Origin of the sequence: Vagococcus teuberi, from assembly GCF_001870205.1 — a bacterium.
In the GTDB taxonomy this organism is placed as follows: Bacteria; Bacillota; Bacilli; order Lactobacillales; family Vagococcaceae; genus Vagococcus; species Vagococcus teuberi.
Genome location: NZ_CP017267.1, coordinates 2,119,593 through 2,135,000, shown reverse-complemented (window position 1 = coordinate 2,135,000; position 15,408 = coordinate 2,119,593). Strand labels below are relative to the sequence as shown.

Sequence of the window (15,408 nt, the reverse complement as noted above, 5' to 3'; positions counted from 1 at the left end):
ACGCAGGAGATCGCTGGGTTCGATTCCCGTCGGGACCGTTGTTTTATTAGCGGGTGTAGTTTAGTGGTAAAAACTACAGCCTTCCAAGCTGTTGTCGCCGGTTCGATTCTCGTCACCCCGCTTTAAAAAAAATAGCGGGCTATAGCCCTCAGCTGGTTAGACAGCGCACGCGCTGATAAGCGTGAGGTCGATGGTTCGACGGTCCATTTAGGGCCCATCTACTAGTCTCAAATTTTTATACGATACTTTTAAAGATTATGGCCCGCTTTGCGTCAAGCGGTTAAGACACCGCCCGTGTCGACGGCGGGGTAAACACGGGTTCGAGTCCCGTACGGGTCATAAGTATTATGGAGGATTACCCAAGTCGGCTTGAAGGCCTCTGTGCCAGCGGTGTGCACAACGCCGCGCGGTGTCCGACCCACCCGCGCCGCGTAGTCGGTCGGGTGGCTCGGCAACCAACTCACACTAGATTACCCAAGTCCGGCTGAAGGGAACGGTCTTGAAAACCGTCAGGTGTGTAAAAGCACGCAAGGGTTCGAATCCCTTATCCTCCTTATTAATATCGCGGAGTGGAGCAGCTAGGTAGCTCGTCGGGCTCATAACCCGAAGGTCACAGGTTCAAATCCTGTCTCCGCAATTAGGTTCCGTGGTGTAGGGGTTAACATGCCTGCCTGTCACGCAGGAGATCGCGGGTTCGATTCCCGTCGGGACCGTCTTTAATGGCGCAGTAGCTCAGTTGGTAGAGCAACGGATTGAAGCTCCGTGTGTCGGCAGTTCGATTCTGTCTTGCGCCATTTTATTAGCGGGTGTAGTTTAGTGGTAAAACTACAGCCTTCCAAGCTGTTGTCGCGAGTTCGATTCTCGTCACCCGCTTTAAAATAAATAGGGCCTATAGCTCAGCTGGTTAGAGCGCACGCCTGATAAGCGTGAGGTCGATGGTTCGAGTCCATTTAGGCCCATTGTTATAATTTGGAGAAGTACTCAAGTGGCTGAAGAGGTGCCCCTGCTAAGGGTATAGGTCGGGTAACTGGCGCGAGGGTTCAAATCCCTCCTTCTCCATTATTATTTTTTATAATACTATATTGGCCCGTTGGTCAAGCGGTTAAGACACCGCCCTTTCACGGCGGTAACACGGGTTCGAGTCCCGTACGGGTCATAAACTTGAAATTGTATATACAATTTCAAGTTTTTTTTTATAAAAAATTGATGTTTGGAGGTTAATAAAAGGTATGAAAGAAAGATTATCACACAAAGAAAAGTTGTATATTGGAATTATGGTATTTGGCTTGTTTTTTGGAGCAGGGAATTTAATTTTTCCAATTCAAATGGGACAAGAAGCGGGTAAAAATGTATTATTAGCCAATAATGGTTTTTTAATTTCAGCAATAGGGATTCCATTTTTAGCAATTATTTCTTTTGGATCAACTGGAACGAATAAAATTTTTGAACTAGCTAGTCGAGTATCAACTTCTTTTGCTTATTTTTTTACCATTGTTCTGTATTTAATAATAGGACCAATCTTTGCAATGCCAAGATTAGCAACAACTTCTTATGAAATGTCTATCGCTCCATTTATTCCAGAAAATAAGAGTACATTATATTTATTTATTTTTAGTGCGGTATTTTTTTTATTAGTTTTAATTTTTTCGTTTAAACCGAGTAATATTTTAGATTATATCGGTAAATATTTAACGCCATTATTTTTAGTTTTATTGGGTGGTTTGGTTGTGATTAGTTTTATTTATCCGATGGGGAGCATTAAAGAAGCACCAGTACAACCTATTTATGAATCGAGACCATTTGTTGAAGGGTTTTTAGGTGGTTACAATACGCTTGATGCACTAGCCGGTCTTGCTTTTGGTGCAATTATCATTGAGAGTGTTAAAGGTTTTGGTATTGATAAGAAATCAAGAATTGCTGTTGAAACAATGAAAGCTGGAGTTTTTGGAATTGTTTTAATGGGAATCATTTATACATTATTATCATTAATGGGAGCAATGAGTCTTGGAACACTTTCTTTAAATTTAAACGGTGGGGTGACACTGTCTCAACTAGCTGACTATTACCTGGGAGTTCCGGGAAGTGTTTTACTAGGTTTAATTGTTATTATTGCTTGTTTAAAAACAGCGATTGGATTAGCGACCTCATTTGGTAAAGCTTATTCAGAGATTTTTTCAGAGAAGCATTATTTATCATTTGTATTAGGCTGTTTAGCAGTTGCGTTAATGGTTTCTAATATTGGGTTGAATGCGATTATCACAGCGTCGATTCCTGTTTTAATGTTTATATATCCATTAGCTATGGTACTAATCCTTTTATCTATTTTTAGTAATTGGACAGATAAAATGCCAAGTTGTTACAAAATCACGATGGGTTTTACAGTTATTGCTTCTATATTAGATGCAGTACGTGTACTACCTAATGAATTAAAACAAAATTCTTTTATTAGTAGTGTATTAAGTACTTCAGAACAATATATTCCATTTTTTACAAGTGGATTAAGCTGGATTATATTTGCTTTTATAGGAATAGTAGTTTCTCTAATAGTAAATATAAAAAGAAAACCATCGAGCGTTTAAGCTTGATGGTTTTTTGTATTATAGATAATATTTTTTTGATACGCTCAAGTCATCATTTAATTCATAGACTAACGGTTGTCCTGTAGGGATTTCAAGAGACATAATATCATCATCAGAAATGTTTTCAATGTGTTTTGCCAATGCACGTAATGAATTTCCGTGTGCAGCCACTAATACGACTTCATCTTTTAATAAGCTTGGTGCAATGTGATCATTCCAAAAAGGAAGGGCACGCTCGAGCGTCACTTTTAAATTTTCTCCTTCAGGGATAGCTCGTTTATCAAGATAACGATATTTTGGATCATGTGTTGATGATTCGGGGCTGTTAGGATCAAGTAATGGAGGCAGAGTATCATATGAACGTCTCCATAGTTGCACTTGGTCTGCGCCATATTTCTTAGCAGTTTCTGCTTTGTTTAAGCCTTGTAATGCTCCATAGTGTCGTTCATTTAAGCGCCAAGATTTTAATTCGGGTGTTGAGAGTTGATCAGATTCTTCTAAAACATAGTGACACGTTTTGATGGCACGTTTTAGATAAGAGGTATATGCTACATCAAATAGAATTCCAGCGTCTTTGATTTTTTTTCCTGCATTTTTTGCTTCTTCAATACCTTGTTCACTTAAATCAACATCCACCCATCCAGTAAATAGGTTTAATGAGTTCCAAAGACTTTGTCCGTGTCTAATAAAAACTAATGTTTTCATTTTTTCATCGCCCTTCATAAATGATCATCTAGAAATGTCGACTGTTTTAACCCCTTCATGTTGTGTTCCGATAATGACTCGGTTTACCATGTTTAAGAATAGACCGTGCTCAACCACACCAACTTGAGTATCTAGCCAAGCAGCTAATTCAATAGGGTTCTCAATTTTTTCTAGGTGTAAGTCTATAATATAATTTTTACTGTCTGTTAGCAAAGGATTACCATCGTCAGTTAGACGTAAAGTCGGATTGAGTTTATTTTCGTTAAATAGTTTAAATAACTGAGCACTACCGTAAGGGATCACTTCAATAGGAAGAGGAAAGGCTCCAAGGTGTTTTACCATTTTTGACTCATCAACAATCCAAATGATTTCTTTTGAATAAGTTCCGACAATTTTTTCAAATAAGAGGGCAGCACCACCACCTTTAGTTCCTTGATAATCTTCAGAAATTTCATCTGCACCATCTATTGTTAAGTCAACATAGTCTACCTCGTCAATACTTTTTAATGGTATATCCAAAGCTAGAGCTTGTACTTCGGTTGCTTTTGAAGTAGTAACACCAGTGATTGATAATCCTTCTTCTTTTACACGTCGTCCTAATTCTTCTACCATATAGTAGGCAGTTGACCCAGTTCCAAGACCGACTATCATTCCGTCTTTAATGTAATTTGCAGATTCAATTCCAACTAATTTTTTTAAGTTCATGATAAAAAGATTCCTCCTAATATTCTATAGATTTATTGTAAGCATTATCTTAAAAAAAAGATATACTAAAAAAATTATTTTTATAAATTAAACTATTGACGTTTATTAACAGAGTGTGTTACTATTACGAAGGTGCTTGAGAACAAGTCTTTTTAAATGTATGGACTGTATTAAAGCCTGTTTAAAGTGCAGGATTTCTTGCATTAATTTTTTTAATTTTAAAAAAGAACCACCTGGATGTGTGGCTCTAGGAAAGCTTTATAAGGAAGGAGGAAATTATCATGCCTACAATTAATCAATTGGTACGTAAATCTCGTAAATCAAAAACAACGAAATCTGGCTCACCTGCATTAGGTAAAAGCTATAATAGTTTCAAAAAATCTCAAACTAACGTGAACTCTCCACAAAAACGTGGTGTTTGTACACGTGTGGGTACGATGACACCGAAAAAACCTAACTCTGCGTTACGTAAATATGCCCGTGTTCGTTTGTCAAACTTAATCGAAGTGACAGCTTACATTCCAGGTATTGGACATAACTTGCAAGAACATAGTGTGGTTTTAATTCGTGGAGGTCGTGTAAAAGACTTACCAGGGGTTCGTTATCATATCGTACGTGGTGCTTTAGATACTGCTGGTGTTACTGATCGTAAACAAAGTCGTTCTAAATATGGTACTAAAAAACCTAAAAAATAAATTAAACTGATTAAATAAAATTTTTGGAAGGAGGAGTTACACATGCCAAGAAAAGGTCCTGTCGCAAAACGTGATGTATTACCAGATCCGATTTATAACTCAAAATTAGTGACTCGTTTAATCAACCGCGTAATGGTTGACGGTAAGCGTGGTGTTGCTTCTAGTATCATTTATGATGCTTTTGATATTATTAAAGAATCTACAGGGAATGATCCATTAGAAGTTTTCGAACAAGCTATGGAAAATGTTATGCCCGTTCTTGAAGTTAAAGCTCGCCGTGTTGGTGGTTCTAACTATCAAGTTCCAGTTGAAGTACGTCCAGAGCGTCGCTCAACTTTAGGTTTACGTTGGATTGTTAACTATTCACGTTTACGTGGAGAGCACACAATGGAACAACGTTTAGCAAAAGAAATCATGGATGCAGCTAACAACACTGGTTCTTCAGTTAAAAAACGTGAAGACGTGCATAAAATGGCTGAAGCCAACAGAGCATTCGCTCATTATCGTTGGTAAAATCCTCTGTTTAAAACGAAGAAAATACTGTTGTATTTAAATCAATCAAGTTTGAGAGGAGTTAGAAAAGAATGGCAAGAGAGTTTTCGCTAGAAAAAACTCGTAATATCGGAATCATGGCCCATGTTGATGCTGGTAAAACAACAACAACAGAGCGTATCCTTTATTATACTGGTAAAATCCATAAATTAGGTGAAACCCATGAGGGAGCTTCACAAATGGACTGGATGGAACAAGAGCAAGAACGTGGTATCACAATTACATCAGCTGCTACAACAGCTCAATGGAAAGGTTACCGTGTAAACATCATTGATACTCCTGGACACGTGGATTTCACTATTGAAGTTCAACGTTCATTACGTGTATTAGATGGTGCTGTTACCGTACTTGACTCGCAATCAGGTGTTGAGCCTCAAACAGAAACTGTTTGGAGACAAGCAACTGAATACAAAGTACCTCGTATTGTATTTTGTAATAAAATGGATAAAACTGGTGCAGATTTCTTATACTCAGTTAAAACAATCCATGACCGTTTACAAGCAAACGCTCACCCAATTCAATTACCAATTGGTTCAGAAGATAACTTCACTGGAATTATCGACTTAATCAAAATGAAAGCTGAAATCTATACAAATGACTTAGGAACAGATATCCAAGAAACTGATATCCCTGAAGAATATGTAGATATGGCTAATGAATGGCGTGAAAAATTAGTTGAAGCTGTAGCTGAAACTGATGAAGACTTAATGGAAAAATATTTAGAAGGTGAAGAAATCACTGAAGAAGAATTAAAACAAGGAATTCGTCGTGCGACAATCAATGTTGAATTCTTCCCTGTATTAGCTGGTTCAGCCTTCAAAAATAAAGGTGTCCAATTAATGTTAGATGCTGTTTTAGACTATTTACCAGCTCCAACTGATGTTGAAGCAATTAAAGGTATTGATACTAAAACTGATGAAGAAACAGAACGTCCATCAAGTGATGACGCACCGTTTGCTTCATTAGCATTTAAAGTTATGACTGACCCATTCGTAGGTCGTTTAACATTCTTCCGTGTTTACTCTGGAACATTAGATAGTGGTTCATACGTTTTAAATGCGTCTAAAGACAAAAAAGAACGTATTGGACGTATTCTACAAATGCATGCCAACTCACGTGAAGAAATCAGTACAGTTTACGCTGGAGATATCGCAGCTGCTGTTGGATTGAAAGATACAACAACAGGAGATACATTGTGTGCATTAGATGCGCCAGTTGTTCTTGAATCAATTGAGTTCCCAGAACCAGTTATTCAAGTAGCGGTAGAACCTAAATCTAAAGCTGACCAAGATAAAATGGGTATTGCTTTACAAAAACTTGCTGAAGAAGATCCGTCATTCCGTGTTGAAACAAACGTTGAAACGGGTGAAACTGTTATCTCAGGTATGGGTGAGTTGCACTTAGACGTTCTAGTAGACCGTATGAAACGTGAATTCAAAGTAGAAGCAAACGTAGGAGCTCCTCAAGTTTCTTATCGTGAAACATTTAGAGCACCTATAACTCAAGCAGAAGGTAAATTTGTTCGTCAGTCTGGTGGTAAAGGTCAATACGGTCACGTATGGGTTGAGTTCACACCAAACGAAGAAGGAAAAGGCTTCGAGTTTGAAAATGCTATCGTCGGTGGTGTAGTTCCTCGTGAATACATCCCAGCTGTTGAAAAAGGATTAGAAGATTCTATGGCTAATGGTGTTCTTGCTGGATACCCATTAGTTGACATTAAAGCAAAATTATATGATGGTTCTTACCATGATGTTGACTCGAACGAGACAGCATTCCGTGTTGCGGCGTCTATGGCTTTACGTGCAGCAGCTAAGAAAGCACAACCAGTAATCCTTGAACCAATGATGAAAGTAACAATTACTGTTCCAGAAGATAACTTAGGTGATATCATGGGACACGTTACAAGTCGTCGTGGACGTGTTGAAGGTATGGAAGCACATGGTAACTCACAAATTGTTAACGCAATGGTTCCACTTGCTGAAATGTTTGGATACGCAACAACATTACGTTCTTCTACTCAAGGACGTGGTACATTTATGATGGTATTTGACCACTATGAAGACGTACCTAAATCAATTCAAGAAGAAATTATCAAGAAAAATGGCGGTTCTCAAGATTAATTTTTTGACTAGGCTTTTTTCTGAATTTCATGTAGAATGATGATGTGTGAAGGAAGAGATTCATTAATTGATTTTTTTCCTTCATCATTATAATATAAAATAAATAACTTTTTAATTTTAGGAGGATATATACAAAATGGCAAAAGAAAAATTTGACCGTTCGAAAGCCCATGTAAACATCGGTACAATCGGACACGTTGACCACGGTAAAACAACTTTATCTGCAGCAATCGCAACAGTTTTAGCTAAGAAAAACGGTGGAGAAGCTTCATCATATGCTGATATTGATAACGCTCCAGAAGAAAAAGAACGTGGAATCACAATCTCTACTTCTCATATCGAATATGAAACTGACACTCGTCACTACGCACACGTTGACTGCCCAGGACATGCTGACTACGTTAAAAACATGATCACTGGTGCTGCTCAAATGGACGGCGCGATCTTAGTAGTATCTGCTGCTGATGGTCCAATGCCACAAACTCGTGAGCACATTCTTTTATCTCGTAACGTTGGTGTTCCATACATCGTTGTTTTCTTAAACAAAATGGATATGGTTGACGACGAAGAATTATTAGAATTAGTAGAAATGGAAGTTCGTGACTTATTATCTGAATACGACTTCCCAGGAGATGATACTCCAATCGTTGCTGGTTCAGCATTAAAAGCTTTAGAAGGCGACGCTTCTTACGAAGAAAAAATCTTAGAATTAATGGCTGCTGTTGATGAGTATATCCCAACACCAGAACGTGATACTGACAAACCATTCATGATGCCAGTTGAGGACGTATTCTCAATTACTGGTCGTGGTACTGTTGCTACAGGACGTGTTGAACGTGGACAAGTTCGTGTTGGTGACGAAGTTGAATTAGTAGGTATCGCTGAAGAAACTGCTAAAACAACTGTAACAGGTGTTGAAATGTTCCGTAAATTATTAGATTACGCTGAAGCTGGAGATAACATTGGTGCTTTATTACGTGGGGTAGCTCGTGAAGATATCCAACGTGGACAAGTATTAGCAGCTCCAGGAACTATCACTCCACATACAAAATTTAAAGCTGAAGTTTACGTTTTATCTAAAGAAGAAGGTGGACGTCATACTCCATTCTTTACAAACTACCGTCCTCAGTTCTACTTCCGTACAACTGACGTAACTGGTGTTTGTCAATTACCAGAAGGAACTGAAATGGTAATGCCTGGTGATAACGTAGCTATGGATGTTGAATTAATTCACCCAATCGCGATCGAAGACGGAACTCGTTTCTCTATTCGTGAGGGTGGACGTACTGTTGGTTCAGGCGTTGTAACTGAAATCGTAGGTTAATTTTTAATCTATTCAAATAAAGCATTGTTGTGTAAGGACGTAAGGTTGAGAACATTTGTTTTCAACCTTTTTTATTTGCTAATATTTTTTGAGGTTTAAATGTTGATTGAACTAAAATATTTTTTACAGATTGATAAATTTTCGAATTAAACTTAAAAAAGGGTTGCTTATACACCGCATTTTTAGTATAATTCTAGAGGTGCTGATAAAAAAGTATGTTAGTACCTCGTATGGAAATACGAAGGCGTTGAATCGAGAGGTTGCGACACGCCAGGGAGCATTGCCATGGTGGCGTGTTGGATATTTTCGAGGAGCTATGTCTACTTTTTAAAATAGGCGAAGGAGGGAACAAAATGGCAAAACAAAAAATTCGTATCCGTTTAAAAGCGTATGAACATCGTGTATTAGATCAGTCTGCAGAGAAAATTGTAGAAACAGCAAAAAGAACAGGTGCTGAGGTTTCTGGACCAATTCCATTACCAACTGACCGTTCAGTTTATACAGTAATCCGTGCGACACATAAATACAAAGATTCACGTGAACAATTCGAAATGCGTACTCACAAACGTTTAATTGATATTGTGAGCCCAACACCAAAAACAGTTGATGCTTTAATGAAGCTAGACTTGCCAAGCGGTGTAAATATTGAAATTAAATTATAATAACAAAAAGATGGAGGTGTACTCATGACCAAAGGAATCTTAGGTAAAAAAGTAGGTATGACACAAATATTTACAGAAAACGGCGAGTTAATCCCCGTAACAGTAATTGAAGCAACTCCAAACGTTGTTTTACAAGTTAAAACTGTTGAAACTGATGGATACGAAGCTATCCAAGTTGGTTTCCAAGACAAACGTGATATTTTGTCAAACAAACCTGCTAAGGGTCATGTTGCAAAAGCAAATACGACTCCTAAGCGCTTCATTAGAGAATTCAATGATGTTGAGCTGGGAGAATATGAAGTAGGTAAAGAAATCACTGTTGATGTTTTCCAAGCAGGAGACATTGTTGATGTCACAGGTACAACTAAAGGACACGGCTTCCAAGGTGCTATCAAGCGTCATGGACAATCTCGTGGACCAATGGCACATGGTTCTAGATACCATCGTCGTCCAGGTTCAATGGGTGGAGCGTCTGATCCATCACGTGTATTTAAAGGCAAAAAACTTGCTGGACGTATGGGTGGAGATCGTGTTACCGTTCAAAACCTTGAAATCGTAAGAGTAGATGCAGATAAAAATGTTATTTTAGTAAAAGGTAATGTACCTGGTGCTAAAAAATCATTAATTGAAATAAAAACAGCTGTTAAGGCTGCTAAATAATTGTGGGAGAGGAGGAACTAAGAATGACATCTGTAGCATTATATAAACAAGATGGAACTCAAAATGGCGAAATTGAATTAAATGAAGCTATTTTTGGCATCGAGCCAAACGAAAGTGTTGTCTACGATGCAATTATCATGCAACGTGCTTCTTTAAGACAAGGAACTCACGCTGTTAAAAACCGTAGCGCTGTACGCGGTGGAGGACGTAAACCATGGCGTCAAAAAGGAACAGGTCGTGCGCGTCAAGGATCTATCCGCTCACCACAATGGCGTGGAGGTGGAGTTGTCTTTGGACCAACACCACGTTCTTATGGCTACAAATTACCTAAAAAAGTTCGTCGTTTAGCAATCAAATCTGTTTTATCAGAAAAAGTTGCTGAAAACAAACTAGTTGTTGTTGAAGGTTTAGCTTTCGACGCACCAAAAACAAAAGAATTTAAACAAGTTTTAGAAAACTTAAGTGTTGATACTAAAGTTTTAGTAGTACTAGAGGGTGGCAATGACTTTGCTGCTTTATCAGGACGTAACTTACCAAATGTTTCTATTGTAGAATCAAACAACGTAAGCGTACTTGACGTAGTTGCTGCTGACAAACTATTAGTGACTAAAACTGCTCTAACTCAAATAGAGGAGGTGCTTGCATAATGGAATTAATCGACGTAATTAAACGCCCAGTTATTACAGAAATGTCTGTAGCAGCTATGGACGAAAAAAAATACACGTTTGAAGTTGACGTAAGAGCCAACAAAACATTAGTTAAGCAAGCTGTAGAATCAGTTTTCGACGTTAAAGTTAAAAAAGTGAACATCATGAACGTTAAACCTAAACTTAAAAGAATGGGTAGACACGCTGGTTACACTAAGAAACGTCGTAAAGCGATTGTACAACTAACAGAAGATTCAAAAGAAATTCAAATTTTTGATGCTGAATAATAACAGCATTGACTAAAGTAGGAGGGAAATCACGTGGCGATTAAAAAGTATAAACCTACCACAAATGGTCGTCGTAACATGACTGGTTCTGATTTTGCTGAAATCACAACTTCTAAACCAGAAAAAACGTTATTACAACCATTAAGCAAAAACGCTGGACGTAACAACCAAGGTAAAATCACTGTACGTCATCAAGCGGGTGGACACAAACGCCAATACCGTTTAATTGATTTTAAACGTAATAAAGATAATGTGGTTGGTACTGTAAAAACAGTTGAGTACGATCCAAATAGATCTGCTAACATTGCATTAATCCATTACACTGACGGTGTGAAGGCATATATTTTAGCACCAAAAGGCATCCAAGTAGGTGCACAAATTTCTTCAGGACCAGACGCGGATATCAAAGTAGGGAATGCTCTACCATTGAACAACATCCCAGTTGGTACTGTTATCCATAACATTGAGTTAAAACCTGGTAAGGGTGGACAATTAATCCGTTCTGCTGGAACTAGCGCTCAAGTGTTAGGTAAAGAAGGAAAATATGTATTAGTTCGTTTGAATTCAGGGGAAGTTCGTATGATTTTAGGGACTTGTCGTGCAACAATCGGTACTGTAGGTAACGAACAACACGAATTAATCAACATTGGTAAAGCTGGTCGTAATCGCTGGTTAGGTAAACGTCCTACTGTACGTGGTAGCGTAATGAACCCTAACGATCACCCACACGGTGGTGGTGAAGGTAAAGCACCTATCGGACGTCCATCTCCAATGAGTCCATGGGGCAAACCAACACTTGGATATAAAACGCGTAGTAAAAAAGCTAAATCAGATAAACTTATTGTACGTCGTCGTAAAACTAAATAATTTGATAGCTAAAACGAAATATGTGAGAGGAGGTTCACCATGGGTCGTAGCTTAAAAAAAGGACCTTTTGTCGATGAACACTTAATGAAAAAAGTGGAAGCACAAAAAGATCAACCGAAAAAGAAAGTAATTAAAACTTGGTCACGTCGTTCTACAATTTTTCCAAACTTTATAGGATATACTATCGCAGTATATGATGGAAGAAAACATGTTCCTGTTTACATTCAAGAAGACATGGTAGGACATAAACTAGGTGAATTCGCACCAACAAGAACTTATCGCGGACACGCTGCTGACGATAAAAAAACAAATCGCTAATTGAGGGGAGGACACGAATATGTCAGAAGAAAGAATTACTTCAGCTAAAGCAACAGCTAAAACAATTCGCACTTCACCTCGTAAGACAAGACTTGTTGTTGACCTAATCAGAGGTAAACAAGTAGGAGAAGCAATTTCAATCTTGAAATTCTCACCTAACAAAGCAGCAGGTATTGTTGAAAAAGTGCTTATGTCAGCTATTGCTAACGCAGAAAACAACTTTGATTTAGATGTTGAAGATTTAGTAGTATCAGAAGTATTTGTAAATGAAGGACCAACAATGAAACGCTTCCGTCCTCGTGCAAAAGGATCTGCTTCACCTATCAACAAAAGAACAAGTCATATTACAGTAGTAGTATCAGAAAAATAAGGAGGGACAACCAGTGGGTCAAAAAATTAATCCAATTGGAATGCGTGTCGGCGTCATTCGTGACTGGGATGCGAAATGGTATGCAGAAAAAGAATACGCTGAATACCTGCATGAAGATTTGAACATTCGTAAATTCATTTCGACTAGATTGGCTGATGCTTCTGTTTCAACCATTGAAATCGAACGTGCTGCAAATCGCGTGAACGTTTCAATTCATACTGCTAAACCTGGTATGGTTATTGGTAAAGGCGGATCTGAAGTTGAAGCTTTACGTAAAGAATTAAACAAATTAACTGGTAAACGAGTTCACATTAACATCGTTGAAATCAAAAAACCAGATTTAGATGCTAAATTAGTAGCAGAAGGAATTGCACGTCAATTAGAAAATCGTGTAGCATTCCGTCGTGCTCAAAAACAAGCTATCCAACGTACAATGAGATCAGGTGCTCAAGGTATCAAAACTCTTGTATCTGGACGTTTAAATGGTGCTGATATGGCACGTTCTGAAGGTTATTCTGAAGGAACTGTTCCATTGCATACATTAAGAGCAGATATTGATTATGCTTGGGAAGAAGCAGATACAACATACGGAAAACTAGGAGTTAAAGTGTGGATTTATCGTGGAGAAATTCTTCCTGAAAAGAAAAACACTGAGAAAGGAGGGAAATAATCATGTTAGTACCTAAACGTGTAAAACACCGTCGTGAATTTAGAGGTAAAATGCGTGGTGAAGCTAAAGGTGGTAAAGAAATCGCATTTGGTGAATACGGCTTACAAGCTGTTGATTCTCATTGGATTACTAACCGTCAAATAGAAGCTGCCCGTATCGCAATGACTCGTCACATGAAACGTGGTGGGAAAGTATGGATTAAAATTTTCCCTCACAAATCATATACATCAAAAGCAATTGGTGTTCGTATGGGTTCTGGTAAAGGGGCTCCTGAAGGATGGGTTGCACCAGTAAAACGTGGAAAAATCATGTTTGAAGTTGCCGGCGTTCCTGAAGATGTAGCTCGTGAAGCATTAAGACTTGCTTCTAACAAGTTACCTATTAAAACAAAAATTGTAAAACGTGAAGAAATGGGTGGTGAATCGAATGAAGGTTAAAGATATCAGAGAATTAACCACTACCGAAATGATCGCTAAAGAGAAAGAGTATAAAGAAGAACTTTTCAACTTACGTTTCCAATTAGCAACAGGTCAATTAGAAAATACAGCGCGAATTTCAGAAGTTCGTAAATCGATTGCACGCATCAAAACAGTTTTGCGTGAAGAAGCTGCTAAGTAATAGTGGAAGGAGGCCATTGATAGATGACTCAAGAAAGAAATGAACGTAAAGTTTATACTGGACGCGTAGTTTCCGATAAAATGGATAAAACTATCGTTGTTGTAGTAGAAACAAAGAAAACTCATAAGATTTATGGTAAGAGAGTTAAATACTCTAAGAAATATAAAGCTCATGATGAAAACAATGTAGCAAAAACGGGAGACATCGTTAAAATTATGGAAACTCGTCCATTGTCTGCGACAAAACGCTTCCGTTTATTAGAAGTTGTAGAAGAAGCAGTAATTATTTAATTCGAATTTTCCCATAGAGAAACCTGAAAGTTTGAAAGGAGGATACTCAAGTGATCCAACAAGAAAGTCGTATGAAAGTTGCTGACAACTCAGGAGCTCGTGAAGTACTTACAATTAAAGTACTTGGTGGTTCTGGTCGTAAAACAGCAAATATCGGTGACGTTGTGGTTTGTACGGTTAAACAAGCAACACCAGGTGGAGTTGTTAAAAAAGGCGAAGTAGTTAAAGCTGTTATCGTTCGTACAAAATCAGGAGCTCGTCGTAGTGACGGTTCTTATATCAAATTTGATGAAAATGCATGTGTGATTATTCGTGATGACAAGAGCCCACGTGGTACTCGTATCTTTGGGCCAGTTGCTCGTGAATTACGTGACAACAACTTTATGAAAATAGTCTCACTAGCACCAGAAGTGTTATAATACATACTCATGTTTAAAGGAGGTGCGAAACAAGATGTTCGTTAAAAAAGGCGATAAAGTAAAAGTTATCTCAGGTAAAGATAAAAACAAAGAGGGAATCGTACTCCAAGCATTTCCAAAGAAAGATCGCGTCATCGTTGAAGGTGTTAACATTATGAAAAAACACCAAAAACCTAGCGCGACAGCTCCACAAGGTGGAATTATCGAAATGGAGGCATCTATTCACGTTTCTAATGTAATGGTGGTTGATCCATCTAATGGTGAACCAACACGTGTAGGATACAAAGAAGTAGATGGCAAAAAAGTACGTGTTTCTAAGAAAACTGGAGAAGTTTTAGATAAATAAGAATATCAGGAAGGAGGCAATGTTGAATGAACCGCCTAAAAGAAAAGTATCTTAATGAAGTAACACCATCATTGGTGGAAAAATTTAATTACTCTTCTGTTATGCAAACACCTAAAGTTGATAAAATCGTTATTAACATGGGTGTTGGTGATGCAGTATCAAATAGTAAAAACTTAGATAAAGCTGTTGAAGAACTTGCTTTAATCTCTGGACAAAAACCAATTATCACAAAAGCTAAAAAATCTATCGCTGGTTTCCGTTTACGTGAAGGAATGCCAATCGGATGTAAAGTAACTTTACGTGGAGAAAGAATGTACGAATTTTTAGATAAATTAGTATCTGTCTCTTTACCTCGTGTACGTGACTTCCATGGTATCAGCAAAAAATCATTTGACGGACGTGGAAATTACACTTTAGGTGTAAAAGAACAATTAATTTTCCCTGAAGTTGATTATGATTTAGTAGATAAAGTTCGAGGAATGGACATTGTTATTGTTACAACTGCTAATACTGATGAGGAAGCTCGTGAGTTATTAGGTCAACTTGGAATGCCATTCCAAAAATAATTTAAGGA

21 protein-coding genes and 10 tRNA genes (1 of these 31 cut by a window edge) are annotated in these 15,408 nt (G+C 37.9%); 29 read left to right on the top strand and 2 right to left on the bottom strand.

What is annotated here, in order from left to right; all coding sequences use genetic code 11:
* From BHY08_RS10330 to brnQ, 11 genes are all read left to right on the top strand, one after another.
* Positions 1–38, top strand: a tRNA-Asp gene (locus BHY08_RS10330) (it extends 36 nt beyond the left edge of the window).
* A gap of 98 nt (positions 39–136) precedes the next feature.
* A tRNA-OTHER gene (locus BHY08_RS10320) sits at positions 137–217 on the top strand.
* A gap of 42 nt (positions 218–259) precedes the next feature.
* Positions 260–339 (top strand) — tRNA-Thr (locus tag BHY08_RS10315).
* Positions 340–563: 224 nt separating this feature from the next.
* Positions 564–637: transfer RNA gene (locus BHY08_RS10310), tRNA-Met, on the top strand.
* A 3-nt stretch (positions 638–640) separates the two neighbouring features.
* Positions 641–713, top strand: a tRNA-Asp gene (locus BHY08_RS10305).
* 8 nt (positions 714–721) lie between these two features.
* Positions 722–794: transfer RNA gene (locus BHY08_RS10300), tRNA-Phe, on the top strand.
* An 8-nt stretch (positions 795–802) separates the two neighbouring features.
* Positions 803–873, top strand: a tRNA-Gly gene (locus BHY08_RS10295).
* Positions 874–885: 12 nt separating this feature from the next.
* A tRNA-Ile gene (locus BHY08_RS10290) sits at positions 886–959 on the top strand.
* A gap of 12 nt (positions 960–971) precedes the next feature.
* A tRNA-Ser gene (locus tag BHY08_RS10285) sits at positions 972–1,059 on the top strand.
* A gap of 25 nt (positions 1,060–1,084) precedes the next feature.
* Positions 1,085–1,156 (top strand) — tRNA-Glu (locus BHY08_RS10280).
* A 73-nt stretch (positions 1,157–1,229) separates the two neighbouring features.
* The gene (brnQ, locus tag BHY08_RS10275) at positions 1,230–2,579 is read left to right on the top strand and encodes a branched-chain amino acid transport system II carrier protein (RefSeq protein ID WP_071457773.1); all 1,350 of its coding nucleotides are present in this window, start codon (positions 1,230–1,232) and stop codon (positions 2,577–2,579) included.
* An 18-nt stretch (positions 2,580–2,597) separates the two neighbouring features.
* Here brnQ and gpmA read toward each other — a convergent pair whose 3' ends face one another.
* Positions 2,598–3,284, bottom strand: a complete 687-nt coding sequence (gene gpmA / locus BHY08_RS10270; protein ID WP_071457894.1) for a 2,3-diphosphoglycerate-dependent phosphoglycerate mutase — start codon at positions 3,282–3,284, stop codon at positions 2,598–2,600.
* Positions 3,285–3,308: 24 nt separating this feature from the next.
* Positions 3,309–3,989 carry a ribose-5-phosphate isomerase RpiA gene (gene rpiA, locus BHY08_RS10265; protein WP_071457772.1) on the bottom strand — a complete coding sequence of 227 codons (681 nt, stop codon included), beginning with the start codon at positions 3,987–3,989 and terminating at the stop codon, positions 3,309–3,311.
* A 281-nt stretch (positions 3,990–4,270) separates the two neighbouring features.
* Here rpiA and rpsL point away from each other — a divergent pair, with 281 nt between their 5' ends.
* The 18 genes from rpsL to rplE all read left to right on the top strand — a co-directional run bounded on the left by rpsL (position 4,271) and on the right by rplE (position 15,400).
* A complete protein-coding gene (gene rpsL / locus BHY08_RS10260; RefSeq protein WP_071457771.1) occupies positions 4,271–4,684 on the top strand; it encodes a 30S ribosomal protein S12 in 414 nt (137 codons plus the stop codon).
* 42 nt (positions 4,685–4,726) lie between these two features.
* Positions 4,727–5,197: a 30S ribosomal protein S7 gene (gene rpsG / locus BHY08_RS10255; RefSeq protein WP_071457770.1), complete on the top strand. Its 471-nt coding sequence runs from the start codon at positions 4,727–4,729 to the stop codon at positions 5,195–5,197.
* Positions 5,198–5,268: 71 nt separating this feature from the next.
* Positions 5,269–7,356: an elongation factor G gene (gene fusA, locus BHY08_RS10250; protein WP_071457769.1), complete on the top strand. Its 2,088-nt coding sequence runs from the start codon at positions 5,269–5,271 to the stop codon at positions 7,354–7,356.
* A 136-nt stretch (positions 7,357–7,492) separates the two neighbouring features.
* Positions 7,493–8,680 (top strand): elongation factor Tu, encoded by a 1,188-nt coding sequence (gene tuf, locus BHY08_RS10245; RefSeq protein WP_071457768.1) that lies wholly within the window; start codon positions 7,493–7,495, stop codon positions 8,678–8,680.
* Between the two features lie 353 nt (positions 8,681–9,033).
* Complete coding sequence (gene rpsJ, locus BHY08_RS10240) at positions 9,034–9,342, top strand: 30S ribosomal protein S10 (RefSeq protein ID WP_071457767.1); 309 nt, start codon at positions 9,034–9,036, stop codon at positions 9,340–9,342.
* A gap of 24 nt (positions 9,343–9,366) precedes the next feature.
* Positions 9,367–10,002, top strand: a complete 636-nt coding sequence (rplC, locus tag BHY08_RS10235; protein WP_071457766.1) for a 50S ribosomal protein L3 — start codon at positions 9,367–9,369, stop codon at positions 10,000–10,002.
* 23 nt (positions 10,003–10,025) lie between these two features.
* Complete coding sequence (gene rplD / locus BHY08_RS10230) at positions 10,026–10,649, top strand: 50S ribosomal protein L4 (protein WP_071457765.1); 624 nt, start codon at positions 10,026–10,028, stop codon at positions 10,647–10,649.
* Entirely contained in the window at positions 10,649–10,936 is a 288-nt protein-coding gene (gene rplW / locus BHY08_RS10225) for a 50S ribosomal protein L23 (RefSeq protein ID WP_071457764.1), read from the top strand. The genes rplD and rplW overlap by 1 nt, the downstream gene beginning before the upstream one ends.
* A 33-nt stretch (positions 10,937–10,969) precedes the next feature.
* Positions 10,970–11,803: a 50S ribosomal protein L2 gene (gene rplB / locus BHY08_RS10220; protein WP_071457763.1), complete on the top strand. Its 834-nt coding sequence runs from the start codon at positions 10,970–10,972 to the stop codon at positions 11,801–11,803.
* 39 nt (positions 11,804–11,842) lie between these two features.
* Positions 11,843–12,121, top strand: coding sequence for a 30S ribosomal protein S19 (rpsS, locus tag BHY08_RS10215; protein ID WP_071457762.1), 279 nt, complete (start codon positions 11,843–11,845; stop codon positions 12,119–12,121).
* Positions 12,122–12,140: 19 nt separating this feature from the next.
* A complete protein-coding gene (rplV, locus tag BHY08_RS10210; RefSeq protein WP_071457761.1) occupies positions 12,141–12,491 on the top strand; it encodes a 50S ribosomal protein L22 in 351 nt (116 codons plus the stop codon).
* A 13-nt stretch (positions 12,492–12,504) separates the two neighbouring features.
* A complete protein-coding gene (gene rpsC, locus BHY08_RS10205) occupies positions 12,505–13,161 on the top strand; it encodes a 30S ribosomal protein S3 (RefSeq protein WP_071457760.1) in 657 nt (218 codons plus the stop codon).
* 2 nt (positions 13,162–13,163) lie between these two features.
* Positions 13,164–13,598: a 50S ribosomal protein L16 gene (gene rplP, locus BHY08_RS10200; protein ID WP_071457759.1), complete on the top strand. Its 435-nt coding sequence runs from the start codon at positions 13,164–13,166 to the stop codon at positions 13,596–13,598.
* Complete coding sequence (gene rpmC / locus BHY08_RS10195) at positions 13,588–13,779, top strand: 50S ribosomal protein L29 (RefSeq protein WP_071457758.1); 192 nt, start codon at positions 13,588–13,590, stop codon at positions 13,777–13,779. Before rplP ends, rpmC begins: the two co-directional genes overlap by 11 nt.
* 23 nt (positions 13,780–13,802) lie before the next feature.
* Positions 13,803–14,069, top strand: a complete 267-nt coding sequence (gene rpsQ / locus BHY08_RS10190) for a 30S ribosomal protein S17 (protein WP_071457757.1) — start codon at positions 13,803–13,805, stop codon at positions 14,067–14,069.
* 50 nt (positions 14,070–14,119) lie between these two features.
* Complete coding sequence (gene rplN / locus BHY08_RS10185; protein WP_071457756.1) at positions 14,120–14,488, top strand: 50S ribosomal protein L14; 369 nt, start codon at positions 14,120–14,122, stop codon at positions 14,486–14,488.
* Positions 14,489–14,522: 34 nt separating this feature from the next.
* A complete protein-coding gene (gene rplX, locus BHY08_RS10180) occupies positions 14,523–14,834 on the top strand; it encodes a 50S ribosomal protein L24 (protein ID WP_071457755.1) in 312 nt (103 codons plus the stop codon).
* Positions 14,835–14,860: 26 nt separating this feature from the next.
* Positions 14,861–15,400, top strand: coding sequence for a 50S ribosomal protein L5 (gene rplE / locus BHY08_RS10175; protein ID WP_071457754.1), 540 nt, complete (start codon positions 14,861–14,863; stop codon positions 15,398–15,400).
* The last annotated feature ends 8 nt before the right edge of the window (positions 15,401–15,408 follow it).

Bases quoted from the DNA above. Each gene is read 5' to 3' on its own strand.
- rplP (WP_071457759.1), top strand. From the start codon at position 13,164: ATGTTAGTACCTAAACGTGTAAAACACCGTCGTGAATTTAGAGGTAAA.
- tuf (WP_071457768.1), top strand. From the start codon at position 7,493: ATGGCAAAAGAAAAATTTGACCGTTCGAAAGCCCATGTAAACATCGGT.
- rplV (WP_071457761.1), top strand. From the start codon at position 12,141: ATGTCAGAAGAAAGAATTACTTCAGCTAAAGCAACAGCTAAAACAATT.
- rpsJ (WP_071457767.1), top strand. From the start codon at position 9,034: ATGGCAAAACAAAAAATTCGTATCCGTTTAAAAGCGTATGAACATCGT.
- rpsG (WP_071457770.1), top strand. From the start codon at position 4,727: ATGCCAAGAAAAGGTCCTGTCGCAAAACGTGATGTATTACCAGATCCG.
- rpsS (WP_071457762.1), top strand. From the start codon at position 11,843: ATGGGTCGTAGCTTAAAAAAAGGACCTTTTGTCGATGAACACTTAATG.
- rplX (WP_071457755.1), top strand. From the start codon at position 14,523: ATGTTCGTTAAAAAAGGCGATAAAGTAAAAGTTATCTCAGGTAAAGAT.
- gpmA (WP_071457894.1), bottom strand. From the start codon at position 3,284: ATGAAAACATTAGTTTTTATTAGACACGGACAAAGTCTTTGGAACTCA.
- rplE (WP_071457754.1), top strand. From the start codon at position 14,861: ATGAACCGCCTAAAAGAAAAGTATCTTAATGAAGTAACACCATCATTG.
- fusA (WP_071457769.1), top strand. From the start codon at position 5,269: ATGGCAAGAGAGTTTTCGCTAGAAAAAACTCGTAATATCGGAATCATG.
- rplC (WP_071457766.1), top strand. From the start codon at position 9,367: ATGACCAAAGGAATCTTAGGTAAAAAAGTAGGTATGACACAAATATTT.
- rpsQ (WP_071457757.1), top strand. From the start codon at position 13,803: ATGACTCAAGAAAGAAATGAACGTAAAGTTTATACTGGACGCGTAGTT.
- rpiA (WP_071457772.1), bottom strand. From the start codon at position 3,989: ATGAACTTAAAAAAATTAGTTGGAATTGAATCTGCAAATTACATTAAA.
- rpsL (WP_071457771.1), top strand. From the start codon at position 4,271: ATGCCTACAATTAATCAATTGGTACGTAAATCTCGTAAATCAAAAACA.
- rplW (WP_071457764.1), top strand. From the start codon at position 10,649: ATGGAATTAATCGACGTAATTAAACGCCCAGTTATTACAGAAATGTCT.
- rplD (WP_071457765.1), top strand. From the start codon at position 10,026: ATGACATCTGTAGCATTATATAAACAAGATGGAACTCAAAATGGCGAA.
- brnQ (WP_071457773.1), top strand. From the start codon at position 1,230: ATGAAAGAAAGATTATCACACAAAGAAAAGTTGTATATTGGAATTATG.
- rpmC (WP_071457758.1), top strand. From the start codon at position 13,588: ATGAAGGTTAAAGATATCAGAGAATTAACCACTACCGAAATGATCGCT.